The sequence below is a fragment of the Streptomyces sp. RerS4 genome (assembly GCF_023515955.1).
Classification (GTDB): domain Bacteria; phylum Actinomycetota; class Actinomycetes; order Streptomycetales; family Streptomycetaceae; genus Streptomyces.
On sequence record NZ_CP097322.1, the window covers coordinates 5,691,718 to 5,707,804 of the forward strand.

At 74.4% G+C, this 16,087-nt stretch carries 17 protein-coding genes, 1 tRNA gene and 1 pseudogene; 6 read left to right on the plus strand and 13 right to left on the minus strand.

Translation table 11 applies throughout. The features are described 5' to 3' along the window. Positions 1-11: 11 nt before the first annotated feature. From M4D82_RS26285 to zapE, 3 genes are all read right to left on the minus strand, one after another. Positions 12-872: a PPK2 family polyphosphate kinase gene (locus M4D82_RS26285; protein ID WP_249768398.1), complete on the minus strand. Its 861-nt coding sequence runs from the start codon at positions 870-872 to the stop codon at positions 12-14. 172 nt (positions 873-1,044) lie between these two features. Then, complete coding sequence (locus M4D82_RS26290) at positions 1,045-1,470, minus strand: OsmC family protein (protein ID WP_249768399.1); 426 nt, start codon at positions 1,468-1,470, stop codon at positions 1,045-1,047. 59 nt (positions 1,471-1,529) lie between these two features. After that, complete coding sequence (gene zapE, locus M4D82_RS26295) at positions 1,530-2,636, minus strand: cell division protein ZapE (RefSeq protein WP_249768400.1); 1,107 nt, start codon at positions 2,634-2,636, stop codon at positions 1,530-1,532. Between the two features lie 36 nt (positions 2,637-2,672). Between zapE and M4D82_RS26300 the strand changes: the two genes are divergently transcribed. The 4 genes from M4D82_RS26300 (at position 2,673) to msrB (ending at position 5,966) form a co-directional block, all read left to right on the plus strand. Next, positions 2,673-3,455: a pyrimidine reductase family protein gene (locus M4D82_RS26300; RefSeq protein ID WP_249768401.1), complete on the plus strand. Its 783-nt coding sequence runs from the start codon at positions 2,673-2,675 to the stop codon at positions 3,453-3,455. A gap of 146 nt (positions 3,456-3,601) precedes the next feature. Further along, positions 3,602-4,069 (plus strand): indole-3-glycerol phosphate synthase, encoded by a 468-nt coding sequence (locus M4D82_RS26305; RefSeq protein WP_249768402.1) that lies wholly within the window; start codon positions 3,602-3,604, stop codon positions 4,067-4,069. Between the two features lie 79 nt (positions 4,070-4,148). After that, a complete protein-coding gene (gene murC / locus M4D82_RS26310; protein WP_249768403.1) occupies positions 4,149-5,543 on the plus strand; it encodes a UDP-N-acetylmuramate--L-alanine ligase in 1,395 nt (464 codons plus the stop codon). Between the two features lie 15 nt (positions 5,544-5,558). After that, a complete protein-coding gene (msrB, locus tag M4D82_RS26315; RefSeq protein WP_249768404.1) occupies positions 5,559-5,966 on the plus strand; it encodes a peptide-methionine (R)-S-oxide reductase MsrB in 408 nt (135 codons plus the stop codon). Here msrB and M4D82_RS26320 read toward each other — a convergent pair. The 8 genes and pseudogenes from M4D82_RS26320 to M4D82_RS26350 all read right to left on the minus strand — a co-directional run bounded on the left by M4D82_RS26320 (position 5,926) and on the right by M4D82_RS26350 (position 13,178). Continuing rightward, entirely contained in the window at positions 5,926-6,864 is a 939-nt protein-coding gene (locus M4D82_RS26320; RefSeq protein ID WP_249768405.1) for an NAD-dependent epimerase/dehydratase family protein, read from the minus strand. The genes msrB and M4D82_RS26320 overlap by 41 nt on opposite strands. 20 nt (positions 6,865-6,884) lie before the next feature. Beyond that, the gene (locus tag M4D82_RS34135) at positions 6,885-7,010 is read right to left on the minus strand and encodes a hypothetical protein (RefSeq protein ID WP_283844512.1); all 126 of its coding nucleotides are present in this window, start codon (positions 7,008-7,010) and stop codon (positions 6,885-6,887) included. Between the two features lie 188 nt (positions 7,011-7,198). Further along, positions 7,199-7,981 (minus strand): cytochrome P450 family protein, encoded by a 783-nt coding sequence (locus M4D82_RS26325; RefSeq protein WP_249768406.1) that lies wholly within the window; start codon positions 7,979-7,981, stop codon positions 7,199-7,201. Between the two features lie 58 nt (positions 7,982-8,039). Continuing rightward, complete coding sequence (locus M4D82_RS26330; protein WP_249768407.1) at positions 8,040-9,047, minus strand: AMP-binding protein; 1,008 nt, start codon at positions 9,045-9,047, stop codon at positions 8,040-8,042. A gap of 319 nt (positions 9,048-9,366) precedes the next feature. Further along, positions 9,367-9,573, minus strand: a pseudogene (locus M4D82_RS26335) (long-chain fatty acid--CoA ligase); the annotation flags it as partial. Beyond that, on the minus strand, positions 9,573-10,322 hold the full coding sequence (locus tag M4D82_RS26340; protein ID WP_249768408.1) for a glycosyltransferase family 2 protein: 750 nt from the start codon (positions 10,320-10,322) through the stop codon (positions 9,573-9,575). The pseudogene M4D82_RS26335 and the gene M4D82_RS26340, both read right to left, overlap by 1 nt. Continuing rightward, complete coding sequence (locus tag M4D82_RS26345) at positions 10,319-11,341, minus strand: 3-oxoacyl-ACP synthase III family protein (protein ID WP_249768409.1); 1,023 nt, start codon at positions 11,339-11,341, stop codon at positions 10,319-10,321. Before M4D82_RS26345 ends, M4D82_RS26340 begins: the two co-directional genes overlap by 4 nt. A 121-nt stretch (positions 11,342-11,462) precedes the next feature. Next, entirely contained in the window at positions 11,463-13,178 is a 1,716-nt protein-coding gene (locus M4D82_RS26350) for a serine/threonine-protein kinase (RefSeq protein ID WP_249768410.1), read from the minus strand. A 172-nt stretch (positions 13,179-13,350) separates the two neighbouring features. On the opposite strand from M4D82_RS26350, the gene M4D82_RS34655 reads away from it, so the two are divergent. Next, the gene (locus M4D82_RS34655; RefSeq protein ID WP_502989004.1) at positions 13,351-14,040 is read left to right on the plus strand and encodes a phospholipase domain-containing protein; all 690 of its coding nucleotides are present in this window, start codon (positions 13,351-13,353) and stop codon (positions 14,038-14,040) included. Between the two features lie 171 nt (positions 14,041-14,211). Beyond that, positions 14,212-14,970, plus strand: coding sequence for an alpha/beta fold hydrolase (locus tag M4D82_RS26360; protein ID WP_249768411.1), 759 nt, complete (start codon positions 14,212-14,214; stop codon positions 14,968-14,970). Positions 14,971-15,064: 94 nt separating this feature from the next. On the opposite strand, the gene M4D82_RS26365 is transcribed toward M4D82_RS26360, so the two are convergent. Both M4D82_RS26365 and M4D82_RS26370 read right to left on the minus strand, forming a co-directional pair. Then, positions 15,065-15,137 (minus strand) — tRNA-His (locus tag M4D82_RS26365). A gap of 130 nt (positions 15,138-15,267) precedes the next feature. Further along, the gene (locus tag M4D82_RS26370) at positions 15,268-16,080 is read right to left on the minus strand and encodes a CTP synthase C-terminal region-related (seleno)protein (protein WP_249768412.1); all 813 of its coding nucleotides are present in this window, start codon (positions 16,078-16,080) and stop codon (positions 15,268-15,270) included. Positions 16,081-16,087 lie beyond the last annotated feature (7 nt).

The following is a 16,087-nucleotide window of genomic DNA, read 5'->3' on the forward strand; positions in this document are numbered from 1 at the left end:
AACTTATATGACTATGTGGCAAGCAGACGTTTGCGGCACTCGGCGATGTCGAAGTCGGCCGGCGGGTACTGCGGGTCCATGTCCTCCAGATGCTCCAGCAACAGGGTGCCCACGGCCCAGTTCCGGTACCACTTGCGGTCCGCCGGAACCACGTACCAGGGCGCCGCCCTCGTGGAGCACTTCTCCAGCGCCACCTCGTACGCCCGCTGGTACGCGGGCCACGCGGCACGCTCGTCGATGTCGCCCGCATCGAACTTCCAGTGCTTCTCCGGGTTGTCCAGCCGCGCCAGGAGCCGCTTTCGCTGCTCCTCGTAGCCGATGTGCAGGAACACCTTGACCAGGGTCACGCCGCCGTCGGCGAGCGCCTTCTCGAAGGCGTTGATCCGGTCGTAGCGGTGGACGAGCCGACTGTGCGGCACCACGGCCCGGACGCGGGCGACGAGCACGTCCTCGTAGTGCGATCGGTCGAAGATGCCGATCTCGCCCGGCTGGGGGAGTTCCTTCGTGATCCGCCAGAGGAACGGATGCTTGAGCTCCTCGGGGGTGGGCGCCTTGAAGGCCTTGATCCGGCAGCCGGCGGGGTTGAACAGGCCGACCACGTGCTTGACCGTGCCGCCCTTGCCGGAGGTGTCCATGCCCTGGAGGATCAGCAGCAGCCGCCTGCGGTCCCCGGCGGTGGCGGCCGCGTACAGCCGCTCCTGGAGGGAGGCCAGCCGGTCGGCCATCGCGGCGGTGGCGGCGACGCCGGCGGCCTTGTCGGAGGGGCCGGCGGGGAGTGCGTCGGCGCCGCGGGCGCCGAGGTCGACGTGCTCGCCGGGGCGTACGCGCAGCAGCTCGCGCAGGGGTCGTTCCGCGCCGTCCCTCTTCGCCATCGCCACCACCCGCTCCGTCCCGTTCCCTCAGATCCTCCACCGGATCGAACGGGTCCGCGACGCGTCACCCCACCGGGCTCCCGCACGCGACGTACGCGGCCCTGTGGGGTGGACGCGGTGTCACCCGGACGTCCGGGCGATCGGACGATCAGGCGATCACCCCATCGGGTGATCAGGCGAGCGAGGCGCTCAGGGTGATCGTCGTACCGGTCAGCGCCTGGCTCACCGGGCAGTTCTTCTTGGCGTCCTCGGCGGCGGAGACGAAACCGGCCTCGTCCAGACCCGGGACCTCACCCTCGACGGTCAGGTGGATGCCGGTGATGCCCTCACCCGGCTGGAAGGTGACATCGGCCTTGGTCACCAGGCGGGTGGGCGGGGTGCCCGCGCCCGCGAGGGCGTGGGAGAGCGCCATGGAGAAGCAGCTGGAGTGCGCGGCCGCGATCAGCTCCTCCGGGCTGGTCTTGCCGCCCGGCTGCTCGGCGCGGGAGGGCCAGGAGACGTCGAACGAGCCGATGCCCGAGGAGTCGAGGGTGACGACACCCTTGCCCTCCAGCAGGTTGCCTTCCCATTCGGTGTGCGCGTGACGCGTGGTGGCCATGGTGATCCCTTCGCAGAAGTGGAAACGGCCGGGCCCAAGGAGCACCGGCCGTCCCAAACCTACTGGGCCACCAGGGGTTTCGCGTCGCGTGCCAGCGCCGTGAGCCGGGATATCGCGCGGAAGTACTTCTTCCGATAGCCACCGTTGAGCATTTCTTCACTGAACAGCCGGTCGAACGGCACGCCGGACGCGAGGACCGGGACCTCCCGGTCGTAGAGCCGGTCGGCGAGCACCACCAGGCGCAGCGCGGTCGACTGGTCCGGTACCGGGACCACGTCGGTCAGGCAGACCGCCGCTATTCCGTCCGTGAGTGCCCCGTAGCGGCTCGGGTGGACCTTCGCCAGGTGCTCCAGCAGCCCGGGGAAGTCGTCGAGGCTCGCGCCGGGGGTGGCGTACGCGGCCTTCGCCACCTGCTCGTCGGAGAACGGCGCCGGCGCCTCGGGCAGGCCCCGGTGGCGGTAGTCCTGGCCGTCGATGCGCAGCGGCCGGAAGTGCGCCGACAGGCCCTGGATCTCGCGCAGGAAGTCGGCGGCGGCGAACCGGCCCTCGCCGAGCTTGCCGGGCAGGGTGTTGGAGGTGGCGGCGAGCGCCACGCCCTGCTCCACGAGGCGGCTGAGCAGCGAGGACACGAGGACGGTGTCGCCCGGGTCGTCGAGCTCGAACTCGTCGATGCACAGCAGCCGGTGCCCGCCGAGGGTCTGGACGGTCTGCTGGAAGCCGAGGGCGCCGACCAGGTTGGTCAGCTCCACGAAGGTGCCGAAGGCCTTGAGGGCGGGTTCGGCGGGGGTGGCGTGCCACAGGGAGGCCAGCAGGTGGGTCTTGCCGACGCCGTAGCCGCCGTCGAGGTACACGCCGCGCGGGCCGGGGGCGGGTGCGGCGGGCTTGCGGGCGAACCAGCGGCGCTTGCCGGAGCCGGTGGCGTGGGCGCCGCCGAGGCCGGCGGCGAAGCCGCTGAGGACGGTGACGGCCTCGGCCTGGCTGGGCTGGGCCGGGTCCGGGTCATAGGTGTCGAAGCGGACCGAGTCGAAACGCGGCGGCGGCACCATCTCGGCCACCAGCCGTTCGGCGGGTACGCGCGGCTCGCGGGCGCACAGGGCCGACGGACCCGCTTCGGCTATCGGGGGCCGCCCGGAGGCGGAACCGGTGGTGGAGAGAGATGTCGACACAGCCCTTAACTCTACGGGGCGTGTCAGACTGCACCGATGCGCCGCCTGTTCCCTGTGACCGATCAGACATCCGCCCCGTCCCGGGACCTGACCGACCGCGAGTGGTCGCTCGACGAGCTCGCCGACGCCTACGCCTATCCGCCGCTCGCCCCCGGCGCGCACTGGCTGCGGGCGAACATGGTGTCCACCCTCGACGGGGCCGCACAGCACGACGGGCGCTCCCAGCCCATCTCGGGCGAGACCGACATGCGGATCTTCGGCACCCTGCGCGCCCTGGCCGATGTGGTGGTCGTCGGCGCGGAAACGGTTCGTCAGGAGGGGTACCGCCCCGCCCGCGCCCGGGAGGTCTTCGCGGCCCGCCGCGAGGCCGCCGGTCAGGGCCCCGCCCCGGCCATCGCCGTGATCAGCGCCTCGCTGGACCTGGACTTCACCCTGCCCCTGTTCACCTCCCCGCTGGTGCCCACCCTGCTGCTGACCGGCGTCGACGCCCCCGCGGAGCGGGTGGCCGAGGCCCGCGCGGCCGGGGTCGAGGTGGTGCCGGCGGGCGACGGCAGCGCCGTGGACCCGGTGCGGGCCGTACGGGAGCTGGCCGCGCGGGGGCTGCGCCGGCAGCTGACCGAGGGCGGGCCCCGGCTGCTGGGGCAGTTCGTGGCGGCCGACGTGCTGGACGAGCTGTGCCTGACGATCTCCCCGACGCTCACCGCGGGCGACGCCCAGAGGATCGCCGGCGGGCCCTCCGTCACGGTTCCGCACCGGCTGGCGCCGGCCTGCGTACTGGAAGAGGCCGGGTTCCTCTTCACGAGCTACCGTCGGATCTGAAGAGAGGCGGAATTAGTCGTTCCGCTTAGCTTCCGGTGGGCACATACCTGGGCACACATATCTGCGCAGGCTCCGCGCCACAGCGGGGCAGGATGGTTTCCGCGGGGCCGGCCGACCGGCTCCGGCGCACGAAGGAGAGGGCGTCCGTGTTCACGAGCGTATTGATGATCGAGCAGCCGCTGACCACGGTGGACGTGGACTTCGTCACCACCCTGCACGGAGACGACCAGGTGGCGTTCGTCGTCCTCATGCAACCCCGGGGCGACCAGGACCGACTGCTCCGCGCCATCGACGACGTAGCGCTCGGTGAGCTCCCCGAAGCCCTTCGCGAGGCCGACGTGCCCGAGGGCGACGCCGCCCGGGGCCCGGCCGCGCAGGCCCTCGAACACTCCCTGGCCGCCCTGCGCAGGAAGGGCGCCACCGCCGTCGGTCACCTCGTCGAGGACCATCCCCTCGACAAGCTCAAGGCCGTTGTCGACGAAACCGGGGCCGACGAGGTGATCGTCCTGACCGCCCCCCACTTCGTGGAGGAGTTCTTCCACCGCGACTGGGCGTCCCGGGCACGGCACAAGGTGGGGGTTCCGGTGCTCAAGCTCTTCGCCCACAACGAATAGGCTGGGCGTCGGCACGACCCACCGCACGAGGCGGGCACGGCCGCACACGACGTACGCACACGATCCTGGAGCGACCTGAATGAAGCCCGGCCTGCCGACCGCGATGGAACGGCCCCACTTCATCGGCATCGGCGGCGCCGGCATGTCCGGCATCGCGAAGATCCTCGCCCAGCGCGGCGCGAAGGTGGCCGGCAGCGACTCCCGGGACTCCGAGACCGCCGGGGCGCTGCGCGCCCACGGCGCCACGGTCCACCTCGGGCACGCCGCCGACCACCTCGCCGCCGACTCCACCTGTGTGGTCGTCTCCAGCGCCATCCGCGCCGACAACCCCGAGCTGGCCCGCGCCGCCGAGCTGGGCATCCCCGTCGTGCACCGCTCCGACGCCCTCGCCGCCCTGATGGACGGCCTGCGCCCGATCGCCGTCGCCGGCACCCACGGCAAGACCACCACCACCTCGATGCTGGCGGTCTCCCTCTCCGCGCTCGGCCTCGACCCCTCGTACGCCATCGGCGGCGACCTCGACGCCCCCGGCTCCAACGCCCACCACGGCGAGGGCGACATCTTCGTCGCCGAGGCCGACGAGAGCGACCGCAGCTTCCACAAGTACACCCCGCAGGTCGCGATCATCCTCAACGCGGAGCTCGACCACCACGCGAACTACGCGTCGATGGACGAGATCTACGCGTCCTTCGAGACCTTCGTCGGCAAGATCGTCCCCGGCGGCACCCTCGTCGTCGCCCACGGGCAGGAGGGCGCCGCCGAGATCGCCCGCCGCGTCGCCGCGCGCGACGGCCTCACCGTCGTCACCTACGGCGAGGAAGCCGACGCCGACATCCGCATCACGAAGATCACCCCGCGCGGTCTGACCAGCGAGGTCACCGTCCTCCTCGACGGCCGGATGCTCACCTTCACCGTCTCCGTGCCCGGCCGCCACTACGCGCACAACGCCGTCGCCGCCCTCGCCGCCGGCGTCGCCCTCGGCATCCCGGCGCACAACCTGGCCTCCGCCCTCGGCAAGTACACCGGCGTCAAGCGCCGCCTCCAGCTCAAGGGCGAGGCCGCCGGCGTCCAGGTCATCGACTCCTACGCGCACCACCCGACGGAGATGACCGCCGACCTGGAGGCCATCCGCGGCGCCGCCGGCGACTCCCGCATCCTGGTCGTCTTCCAGCCCCACCTCTTCTCCCGCACCCAGGAACTCGGCAAGGAGATGGGCCAGTCCCTCGCCCTCGCCGACGCCTCCGTCGTCCTCGACATCTACCCGGCCCGCGAGGACCCGCTCCCCGGCGTCACCAGCGAGCTGATCATCACCGCCGCCCGCGCCGCCGGCGCCGACGTCACCGCCGAACACGACAAGGGCGAGGTCGCCGACGTGATCGCGGGAATGGCCAAGCCCGGTGACCTCGTTCTCACCATGGGCGCGGGCGACGTCACGGATCTGGGACCGCAGATCCTCGCCCGGCTGTCGAACTGAGGGAGCGCGAACGTCATGGCGTACGAGGTCCAGAAGACGGACGAGCAGTGGCAGGCCGAGCTGACCCCGTCCGAGTACCAGGTGCTGCGCCTCGCGGGCACCGAGCCGGCCTTCCGGGGTGAGTACACCGACACCAAGACGGAGGGCGTCTACTCCTGTCGCGGCTGCGGCGCCGAGCTGTTCCGTTCCACGGAGAAGTTCGAGTCGCACTGCGGCTGGCCGTCCTTCTACGACCCGAAGGACAGCGACGCCGTCGAGCTGATAGCGGACACCTCCCACGGCATGGTCCGCACCGAGGTCCGCTGCGCCACCTGCGGCTCCCACCTCGGCCACGTCTTCGAGGGCGAGGGCTACCCCACCCCCACCGACCAGCGGTACTGCATCAACTCGATCTCGCTGCGGTTGGTGCCGGACGAGAAGTGAGCGCTGCGAGGTAGTCGGCCAGGGTGTGGGACGGGGTCCAGCCCCGGTCGTGGGCTCGGGCGAGGTCCAGGACGACCGGGTGGGCGAGTTGGTCCACGGCGTAGCGGCTCAGGGGCGGCTCGGTGGTGGTGAGGCGGGACGCCGATTCCGCCATGCGGGCCGCCGTACGGGCCACCGGGAGCGGCAGGTGCCGGATCCGGGCCCGCACCCCGTGCGCGCGGAGCACCGAGGCGACGGCCGCGTCCCGGTGGTAGGGGGCGGCGTCCGCGATGTTGTACGCGCCCGGCGGCCAGCCGGCCGCCGCCAGGCAGGCGTCCGCGAGGTTCTCCACCGCCGTCAGGCTCAGACGCACGTCCGGGCCCGGCAGCAGCAGGGTCCCCGCCCGGACCCGGGAGAGCAGCCGGGGCAGCAACTGGGTGTCGCCCGGCCCGTAGACCGCCCGGGGGCGCAGCACCACGGCCCCCGCGGCCAGCGCCAACGCCTCGCCCGCCGCCTTCGTACGGCCGTACGCGTTGAGCTGCCCCGTCCGCGGATGATCCTCCGTGACCCGCTCCCGCCCGGGTCGCGGGTCGTACACGCTGGCGCTGCTCACCCACACCACCGGCCGCCCCGCCGCCGCCCGCAACAGCCGGGCGCCCCCGTCCACGTTGACCGCGCGCATGGCCGCCTCCGCCCGCGAGCCCGGCGCCGGATCGCCCACGGCCGCCGCGCAGTGCACCACCACGTCGACGCCCGTCAGATCCGGCTCGGCACACGCGGCGTCCCAGAACCGGTGCTCCCCGACCGGACCCGGCCGCCGCCCCAGGCCCACCACCGAGGCCCCCCGCGCGGCGGCGGTCCGGGCCACCGCACCGCCGCAGAAGCCGCTCGCCCCCGTCACCGCGATCCGCGGCGTCATCCGGCCGCCCCCCCGCACCGTCAGCCGCCGCCACCCCGGCAGCGCCGCCGCCGGTCCACCCGCGCCCGCCCCACCACCGGCCGGTGCGGCGCCAGCGCCTCCAGGACGTCGCCCAGCAGTACGGCCGCCAACCGCGCCCCGGGCACACGTGCGGCCCCGCCCCGAACACCAGCCGCGCCACACCCGACCCGACGGGATCGCGCCCGTCGGGGTCGCGCCGGTGTGCCAGGGCCGCGTGCCGGGCCACCAGCACCAGCCGGTCCCCGCCCCGCACCGGGCACCCCGACCGACCCCGCCCCGGCCGCCACCCGGGGCAGCACCGGCGAGGCCGCCGTTACCCGCAGCAGCTCCTCCACCAGCCGGGGCCGCACCGCGGCGTCGGCCGCCTGCCCCACAGCCCGGCGTCCGCGCACCAGGCGACCGCCCGGGGCACCGCCGCCACCGTGGTGTTCACCGCCGCCACCGCCACCATCGCGGACAGCGCATCCGCATCCGCATCCCCGCCGGAACCCAGCAGCCCGCGCAGCCGCGCCGCCGCCCGCTCCGCCTCGGCCCGCGCGCCCGGCCGGCGCGGACCCGGCAGGTGGCCCCGTACGGACGCGGCGGCGGCATCGGCCGCGGCGCCGGCCAGCTCCCGCGCGTCGACCTCCACGTCCAGCAGGGCGCACACCACCGCCCCCGCCAACCCCCGGGCCAGCGCGACCACGTCCACCTCCCCGCCCCGGGCCAGCGGCGCCAGTTCCCGTACCAGCAACGGCCGCCACACCGCGCGGAGTTCCTCCACCCCGGCCGTGCCGAGCCGCTCCGCGAGCGCCCGCCGGTCGGCGCGGTGCCCGCCGCCCTCCTGGTCGAACAGCACACCCCCGTCCCCGCGCAGCGCCTCCCGCGCGGCCCCGCCCGTGGTGCCGGCCGCCGCCCGGTCCAACGGCAGCCGGGTCAGCGCCTCCCGGTACGCGTCCGCGTCGTGCACCAGCACCGTCCGGCCGAGCCGCCGCACCGGACGGCCCCGGGTGGCGCCGAGCAGCGCGAACAGCAACGGATGGCTGCGCAGGTAGACCCTGCGGTCCCGGCGCCGCGCCGTGGCGTGGGGGGTGGGGGTGGGGCTGGTGGTGGTCATCGGACCTGGACCTCTCTGAAGACGGTGTTCGGTGTGCGGGTACGGGTGCCCGGCCGGCTCATGCCCGGCCTCCCGCCCGCCCGGCCGTCAGGCGCCGGGCGGCGAGGGCCGACACCGCCGCCCGGTCGGGTTTGCGCGAGCGCCCCGACAGCGGGATCCGGGCGAACAGCAGCGCGTCGGGCCGGGCCGCGCCCATCCGGCGCAGCGGCTCCGACAGCGCGGCGCGCAGGGCCGGTTCGGGGACACCGGGCCGCGGCTGGACCACCGCCACGAGCCGTTCGTCGCCGTCGCCCGCCGGAACCCCGACGAGCACCCCCAGCTCCACCCCCGGCACCTGCAACCCCGGCTCGTACAGGCCCGGGTAGATGTTCTCCGCCCGCCGCAGCACCATGTCCTTGCAGCGGCCCTCCAGCACGATCCGGCCCGCGCCGTCCAGCCGGGCCCGGTCGCCCGTACGCACCCACGGATCGGGTTCCTCCCCGAGGTAGCGGTCCCGGGCGGCGGGCCCGGCCAGCAGCAGCTGCCCGTCCGCGTCCGGGACGGCGCGCACCCCGGGCAGCGGAGCGCCGACCAGGTCCCCCGCGCCGTCGAAGGCGGCCTTCTCCCGGGACTCCACCGCCGCCGCCGGGAACAGCTCGGTCAGCGCGTACACCCCCCACGCCTGCTCCGCCCCCGCCGCCCGCACCCGCCCGAGCAGCGCGGCGCTCGCCGGCGCCGAACCGGTCCACACCCGACCCCCGAACCGGGCCCCCGCGCCCAGCGCGTCCCGCAGCTGCGGCGGCGTCAGATACGTGTCCCTCGGCCGCAGCCGCGCCAACTGCCGGGCCAGCACCCGGGGGGAACGAGCCGGCAGCGCGACGGGCGCCCCGCGCGTCAGCGCGGGCACGAGCACGAAGAACGTCCCGCCCAGCACGGGTTCCGCACCGCCGACGCCCGCACCGCCGACGCCCGCCCCGCCCCCGTCGTCGAACAGCGAGGCCACCGTCTCCATCCCGGCGGCCAACCCCGCCCGGGTGTGGACCACCGCCCGGGGCCGAGACGTCGTCCCGGAGGTGAACACGATCACCGCGTCCGCTTCCCCCGACCCCGCATACGCGGGCACCCGCGAAGCCCCCGCCCGCCAAGCCCCCGCCCCCAACCCCGGCGCGCACCCCGGCAGCCGGGGCCCGACCGTCGCCACGGGCCCCAGCCCCGCCAGCTCCGGCAGCTCCAGCCCACCCCGCCGGGCCAGCGGCCGCGCCCACCCCGCCACCGCCTGCGCGGCCGCGTCGGCCAACACCAGCGCGGGCGCGCCAACGCCAGCCGGGCCCGCAGCACCTCGGCCCCCGCCCCGGGTCCAGGACGGCCCCGCGCAGCCCCAGCCGCCACAGCGCCAGCAGCACCGCCAGCGCGCGCGGCCCCGGCCGCACCGCCACCCCGACGGTGTCACCGGCGCGCAGCCCGCGCGCGTGCAGGGCGGCGGCGTACGCGTCGGAGAGCTCGGCGAGTTCACCCCGCGTGGCCCGTACCCGGGTCGCCCCCGAGCGGGAGGCCGTCAGCACGGCCGGGCGCTCCGGGCGGGCGCGCAGCGCGTGATCGAGTCGATCCAGCATCAGCGGGGGTCCGTTCCGCGCGCACCGCTGCCCTGGTCCAGGTACCAGCGGGCCGTCCCGGTGATCCCGTAGGCCCGCAGGCGCCGCGTGGAGTTCTCCACGACCATGCCCCGGCAGCGGCTGATCCGGTCGGTGTGACGGCGTACGGCGTTCAGGAACAGCCGGTCCGTCGGCGAGGGGCGCCGCGGCATCCCGCCCACGGCGAGATACAGGTCCGCGGTGATCGCCATGTTGTTCCCCGCGTGCATCCGGTACGGGGCGCGGTAGCCGTGCCGCCGCGCGTGCAGCGGCCGCAGCCGCCCGAACAGCGCCGCCAACGCCACCAGCCCCGCGAACGCGGCCCGCCCCAGCGGCCCGTGCTCGTCGCGCCGGGCCGTGATCCGCCCGCACACCAGCCCCCCGCGCACCGTCAGCGCGGCCCGCGCCGCACCCGCCCAACCGGGCCCCGGCAGGCAGTCCGCGTCCGTACGGGCCAGCAGCACCGCGCCCCGTTCGATCGCGTACCGGAAACCGGTGTCCACCGCGGACCCGACCCCCTTCTCGGGCTCCTCGATCACCTCCACCGGGAACGGCGCCCGCGCCGCGAACTCGCGGGCGATCGCCGCCGTGCGGTCCGCCGAGGCGTTGTCGACGACCAACAGCGTGAAATCGCGGTCGCGTTGGGCCGCGAGCGCCGCCAACGTCCCCGCCAGCCGGGCCTCCTCGTCGTGCGCGGGCACCACCACCCACATCGGCGCGCTCCCGCTCACGACTTCTCCCAGACCATCGTCATGATGCTGATCCCGCCACCCAGTCCCACGAACAACACCCGGTCGCCGGCGGCCAGTTCGCCGAAGATCCGGTCCAACTGCACCCCGATGCTCGCGCTCGCCACATTGCCGAGCTCCGGCACCGTCACCACCAACTTCCCCGCCGGCACCCCCGTCAGTTCCGCGAACCGCTCCAGGTACGGCACCGTCACCTGGTGCACCAGCACCTTCGCGAAGCCGTCCCAGTCCATGCCCGTCCGGTGCAGCGTCCGGTCGATGACCGCCGTCCCCACCTTCTCGAACACCCCGCGCAGTTCGTGCCCGTCACCGCGGAAGTACGTGTACGCGTCCCCGCGCGGGTGCCGTGACCCGCCGCCCGGGATCCCCCCGACCTCCCAGTGCTCCGAACGCGTCTCGCTGTCCACGTCCAGGATCCCGCCGCGCCCCACCGCCTCCACGACGACGGCCGCGCCCGCGTCCCCGAACGTGTAGCCCGCGAACCCGGCGCGGAACTCCGCGAGGTCCGCCGGATCGGTGCGCACCGCCCGACTCGGAGTCTCCCCGGTGACCACCAGCGCCCGCCGCGCCCGCCCGGCCAGGACCATGCTCCGGGCGAGGTCGATGCCGTTGACGAAGCTGTTGCAGGCGTTGGTGACGTCGACGGCGTGCGCCCGCGAGCCCAACTCCGCCTGCACGATGTGCGCGGTGGCCGGCTCGACCATGTCCCGGGACGCGGACGCGAACACCAGCAGGTCCACGTCGAGCGGGTCGAGCCCCGCCGCGTCCAGGGCCCGCCGGGCCGCGCCGACGGCCAGCGTGGAGGCGTACACCCCCGGCGCCGCCACCCGACGCGAGACGATCCCCGTGGCCTGCCTCAGCAGCCTCGGCGGCAGGCTCAGACCACTGCGCCGGCCCACCTCCCGCTGGAGGTCCTCGGAGGAGCGGACGTCCTCGGGCAACAGGCTGCCGACGGCGGTTATCCCGACCCGCGGCTGTGGATCGCGCGACTGAATGAGCATGCCCTCACCATGACGACCACCGGGCCGCCGGGTCCTGAGTACGGATGCTCAGATCACGTACGAGAACGCTGAGTAGAGCATGGGCGCTACGCCCTACGGCGGCTGGGCCCGCTCGGCCCGTTCAGTCCTTCCGGGCCGCGGCGCGCCAGACCGTCACGTCGAGGGTCGCGTAGGTGCTCGGGTCGTTCTTGGGTGAGGAGCCCCGGTACACGATCAGGGCGATGGTTCCCTCGGAGGTCCGCAGGCACATGGCGTCCCCCTTGGAGAGCGCGGCGACGGGGATCTCGCCGGTGAACCGCGTCTCCTGCCGACAGACCTGGAGCGACCCCTCGGTGCCGCTGTCGAGGCGGGCGAGCTTCGAGCCCGACGCGCCGAAGTGGCAGATTCCGGAGGAGCACCGGTAGCTCAGGTCGCCGCTGTCCTCGCGGGGCGTCAGCGTGTCGTCGGCGAAGTTCAGCTGATAGTCGTCGGCGAGGTTGAGGCCCTTGTACTCGACGGGCTTCGGGTCGGGCCGCGGGGCGGTGGACGTGGCGTCGGGCGTGGAGCCCGCGCCGCCGCGGGTGGTGTCGTTCCCGACGGCGCCGAGGACGGCCGCGCAGCCCACGACGAGGAAGAACAGGACCGCGAAGATCCAGATCAGGGCGACCGCGGTCCGGTTGCTGCCCGGCGGCCGCGGGATCACGATCATCGGCGCCGGCCCCGCCGGGGCGGGCTGCGGGGCGGCGTAGGTCGGCTGGGTGACGTACGCGGGCGGGGCGGCGTGGGGCGGCGGACCCGCGTAGGGCGGCGGACCCGCGTGGGGCGACGGACCCGGGTACGTCGGCCCGTACGCCGGCGGAGGAGCGTAGGCCTGGTGGGGCGGCGGGGTGGCGGTCCGCGTGGGCGGGAGCGGGGTGGCGTTCGGGACCACGACGGTCGGAATCGGCGCCGGCGTCTGCGGGCGCTTCGCGATGCCCGCCGCGACCCCCTCCGGCAGCCAGTCCTCGGGCCGGCGCAGCTGCGTCTGGTCGGCGGCGGTCCGGCACAGGTCGAGGATCTCGGTCAGCGAGGCCCGCCCCGACGGGTTCTTCACGAGGCAGCGCGTGACGAGCGGCCGCAGCGCCTCGGGAAGCCGCGACAGGTCCGGCTCCTCGTGGACGATGCGGTACAGCACGCCGTGCGAGGGGCCGTCGCCGTAGGCGGGCGCGCCCAGGGCGGCGTACGCGGCCACCTGCCCGAGGGCGAACACGTCCGTGGCGCCGCTGATCTCGCCCCCTTCGGCCTGCTCCGGCGCCATGAACGCGGGCGTCCCGACGGCGACCCCGCTCGCGGTGAGCGAAGTGGCGTCGGCGGCCCGCGCGATGCCGAAGTCGATGACCCGGGGGCCGTCGGCGGCGAGCAGGACGTTGGACGGCTTGAGGTCCCGGTGCACGATGCCCGCGCCGTGGATGACCTGGAGGGCCTCGGCGATCCCGGCGACGAGCATCAGGATCGTCCGGGCCGGGAGCGGGCCGTGCTCGGCGACGGCCGCGGCGAGCGTCGGACCGGGCACGAAGGCCGTGGCCAGCCAGGGGATCGGGCCGTCGGTGTCACTGTCGATGACGGGGGCGGTGTAGAGGCCCTGGACCCGCTGCGCGGACTGCACCTCCTGGCGGAACCGGCGCCGGAACTCCGCGTCCTCGGCGAACTCCGGCCGGATCACCTTGATGGCGACCGGCCGGCCTCCCGGCGTGTGCGACAGGTAGACCTTGCCCATGCCGCCCGCGCCGAGCCGGGCGGCGATCCGGTAGCCCGAGACCATCGGCGGATCGTCCGCCGCCAACGGTTCGAAGGCTCCGGCCGTCTCGTGCCCGTTCATGCGCTCCCCTTCTCCGCCCTGACGTCGGACTCACATTAGGCGGTGTCCGGCGGACGGCGGTGGGCGGCGGGCAGACGGGCGAGGAGGGGCGGGCGCGGCCAGGCGCGGAGCTCCTCGGCGCCGCGTCCGCCGAGACGGTCCAACTTTGCTGCGGCCAACGCCAGTTCGGCGGGTGACAGGCTTCGCGTCACCGGGCGCAGGACCCCCTCCAGCAGGTCGGTACGGGCCTCCTGCCTCAACGGGCCGCGAGCCGGCGCGGGGAGCTCCGCAGCCGTTCCGCCACCCCGTCCTCCCGCGCGGCCGGCCGGTACTCGGCCAGGAGCGCGGCGTCCTCGCACCCCCGACCGATCCCCCGGCCCGCCCCCCAGGGCTCCGTTCGTCCGCCGTCGAGCGGGCCCGGGGTACGGCGCGGCGATCCCCGTCCGACGTCGGGCCGTACGGCGGACCCACGGGCACGTTCACCCTGACCTTCGCCTCCGGACCGACGCTCGGCGCCCACTTCCACAGCACTTCCGGCAACCGTACGGACGGCCCCCGGCCCTACACCGTCGAGGCGGGCAAGACCCTATCGGACACCTGGAGCACCAGCTCCTCCACCGGAAACCAGATCAACCTCACCGTCTGGGGCCCGAACGGCTTCCTGCGCACCCGGAAGGGCCCGACCAAGGAGGCGGGCCCCGAGGTCACGGCCCGCCACACCACCGCCACCGGCAATCTCGTCCTGTCCCTGACCAACTCCGGTACGGCGCCGGGCAACCTGACGGTGCGCAACACCTACGGCGGTGTGCCGCAGACCTTCAAGGTCAACGCGGGCACCACGGTCGCCCACACGGTCGACCTGCGCGCGACGGGCCGCTGGTAGGACGTCACGGTCACCTCGGACGTGGACGCCACCTTCCTGCGCCGCTTCGCCGGTCACGTGAAGACGGGCGCCCCGGGCGTCTCCGACCCGGCGATCAAAGTGTGATCGTAGGAGCGGCGGGCAGTAGGTACGGCGTCGGTTTTCTCCACCCCCGTCACCGAGGGAGAACGCATGGCCATCGCCCACCGCAGGATCGGCACCGGACCCGTCCGCGTCATCGTGCTGCACGACTGGTTCGCCACCTCCGCCAACTGGGGCTCCGTGCTGGACTACCTGGACCCCGAGGGGTTCTCGTACGCCTTCCTCGACTACCGGGGCTACGGCGAGCGCCGCGACGTCACCGGCCGCCACACCCTCTCCGAGATCGCCGACGACGTCCTCGAACTCGCCGACCAGCTCGGCTGGGACACCTTCTCCCTGCTCGGCCACTCCATGGGCGGCAAGGCGATCCAACAGGTCCTCGTCCGTGCGCCGGAGCGGATCGAGAAGCTGATCGGCCTGACCCCCGTCCCCGCCGCGCCCTACGAGATGGACGAGGCCACCCGCGCCCTCTTCTACGGCGCCGCCGAGGACCCCGAGAAGCGCCGGATCATCCTCGACCTGGTCACCGGCAACCGGGCCAGTCGCCACTGGATCGACCGGATGGTCGGACAGTCCCTGGCCGAGTCCCGTCCCGATGCCTTCGCCGGCTACCTCGCCGACTGGCAGCCGCTCGACCTGTCCGCCGCGGTGAAGGGCAGCACCGTCCCCGTGCTGGTCCTCGTAGGGGAGTACGACCTCGCCCTCACGGCCGAGGTGATGCGCGCCACATGGCAGGCCTGGTACCCGAACTGCCGCGTCCACACGATCCCGGGCTCCGGGCACTACCCGCCGCAGGAGACGCCGGTGGCCTTCGTCACCGAGGTCGAGGCCTTCCTGCGCCGGCGCTGACCCGCCCGCCCGGACACGCGGCCCGAAACGCGCCCGGACACGAAAAAGACCCTGCCGGGTACGAGGAGGACCTCGTACCCGGCAGGGTCGAAAGGGTGAGTGACGGGACTTGAACCCGCGGCCACCTGGACCACAACCAGGTGCTCTACCAGCTGAGCTACACCCACCACGACGGGCGGCGGACCGCCCGTTCGTCGTGCATGCACAGCATAGCCGATCGAAACGGTGGTCCCGCGACGGGATATTCGCGTCGCCCGTCCGTGACGCGCGTGCGGCCCGCGATCGGGCGACGGCGGATCAGCCGGCCGAGCGGCTCGCGGTCAGCGTGGCGGCCGGCCGCGCTGTGACACCGTCCGCCCGTCCCGCCGCCCGCGCCACCGCCGCCTCGGCCAGCGCCCGGATCGCCGGGTGCGGCCGCGATCCGTCGCCGGCAAGCTCCGGCTGGAAGAGCGTCGCCAGGAAGAAGGGGTGGCCGGGCAGCTCGGCGATCCGTACCTGTCCCTCCTCGTCGTGGCCCGACATCCGCAGCCCCTGCGCGGTGAGCGCCGGCAGATGGCGGGGCACCGGCCCGTAGTCGCAGTGGTAGCGCTCCATCGACCGCTCCGCACCGAGCGCCGACTCGGCGAGCGACCCGGGCTCCGTGCGCACCAGCCCCTCGTGCCCGACCAGCGAACAGGTCAGCGGCGCGATCAGCGGGTCCGCCGCTCCCGGATCCTCCTCGGCGTGGGCCGCGTCCGTGAGCCCGCACACCGTACGGGCGTACTCCAGCAGCGTGTGCTGGAAGCCGCCGCAGGTCCCGAGGAAGGGGATGCCCTCCTCGCGGGCCACCCGGATCGCGGCGAGCGCCCCGGCCGTGCTCGCGTACGGGCTGCCGGGCAGCACCCACACGGCGTCGAACCGGGCCAGGCTCCCGGAGGCGGCTTCGGCCTCGGCGTCGGTGGTGGGGATCCAGTAGGCGTCCAGGACCAGCCCGTCGCGCTCCGACAACGCTTCGAGCAGCAGCGGGATCCGGGTGTGGGACTTCACGTGCGGGGAGCGGTCGCCGACGAGGGCGATGCGGGCGACGGGACGGGTCCGGGGGGTGGCGGGCGCGGTGGCGGTGGTGGTCATGGCCTCA

What these genes read in the sequence shown, in the direction of transcription:
- msrB (WP_249768404.1), top strand. Translation starts at nt 5,559, where the DNA reads ATGGCGTACGAGGTCCAGAAGACGGACGAGCAGTGGCAGGCCGAGCTG.
- M4D82_RS26320 (WP_249768405.1), bottom strand. Translation starts at nt 6,864, where the DNA reads ATGACGCCGCGGATCGCGGTGACGGGGGCGAGCGGCTTCTGCGGCGGT.
- M4D82_RS26285 (WP_249768398.1), bottom strand. Translation starts at nt 872, where the DNA reads ATGGCGAAGAGGGACGGCGCGGAACGACCCCTGCGCGAGCTGCTGCGC.
- M4D82_RS26345 (WP_249768409.1), bottom strand. Translation starts at nt 11,341, where the DNA reads ATGCTCATTCAGTCGCGCGATCCACAGCCGCGGGTCGGGATAACCGCC.
- M4D82_RS26370 (WP_249768412.1), bottom strand. Translation starts at nt 16,080, where the DNA reads ATGACCACCACCGCCACCGCGCCCGCCACCCCCCGGACCCGTCCCGTC.
- M4D82_RS26300 (WP_249768401.1), top strand. Translation starts at nt 2,673, where the DNA reads ATGCGCCGCCTGTTCCCTGTGACCGATCAGACATCCGCCCCGTCCCGG.
- M4D82_RS26350 (WP_249768410.1), bottom strand. Translation starts at nt 13,178, where the DNA reads ATGAACGGGCACGAGACGGCCGGAGCCTTCGAACCGTTGGCGGCGGAC.
- murC (WP_249768403.1), top strand. Translation starts at nt 4,149, where the DNA reads ATGAAGCCCGGCCTGCCGACCGCGATGGAACGGCCCCACTTCATCGGC.
- M4D82_RS26360 (WP_249768411.1), top strand. Translation starts at nt 14,212, where the DNA reads ATGGCCATCGCCCACCGCAGGATCGGCACCGGACCCGTCCGCGTCATC.
- M4D82_RS26325 (WP_249768406.1), bottom strand. Translation starts at nt 7,981, where the DNA reads ATGACCACCACCAGCCCCACCCCCACCCCCCACGCCACGGCGCGGCGC.
- M4D82_RS26290 (WP_249768399.1), bottom strand. Translation starts at nt 1,470, where the DNA reads ATGGCCACCACGCGTCACGCGCACACCGAATGGGAAGGCAACCTGCTG.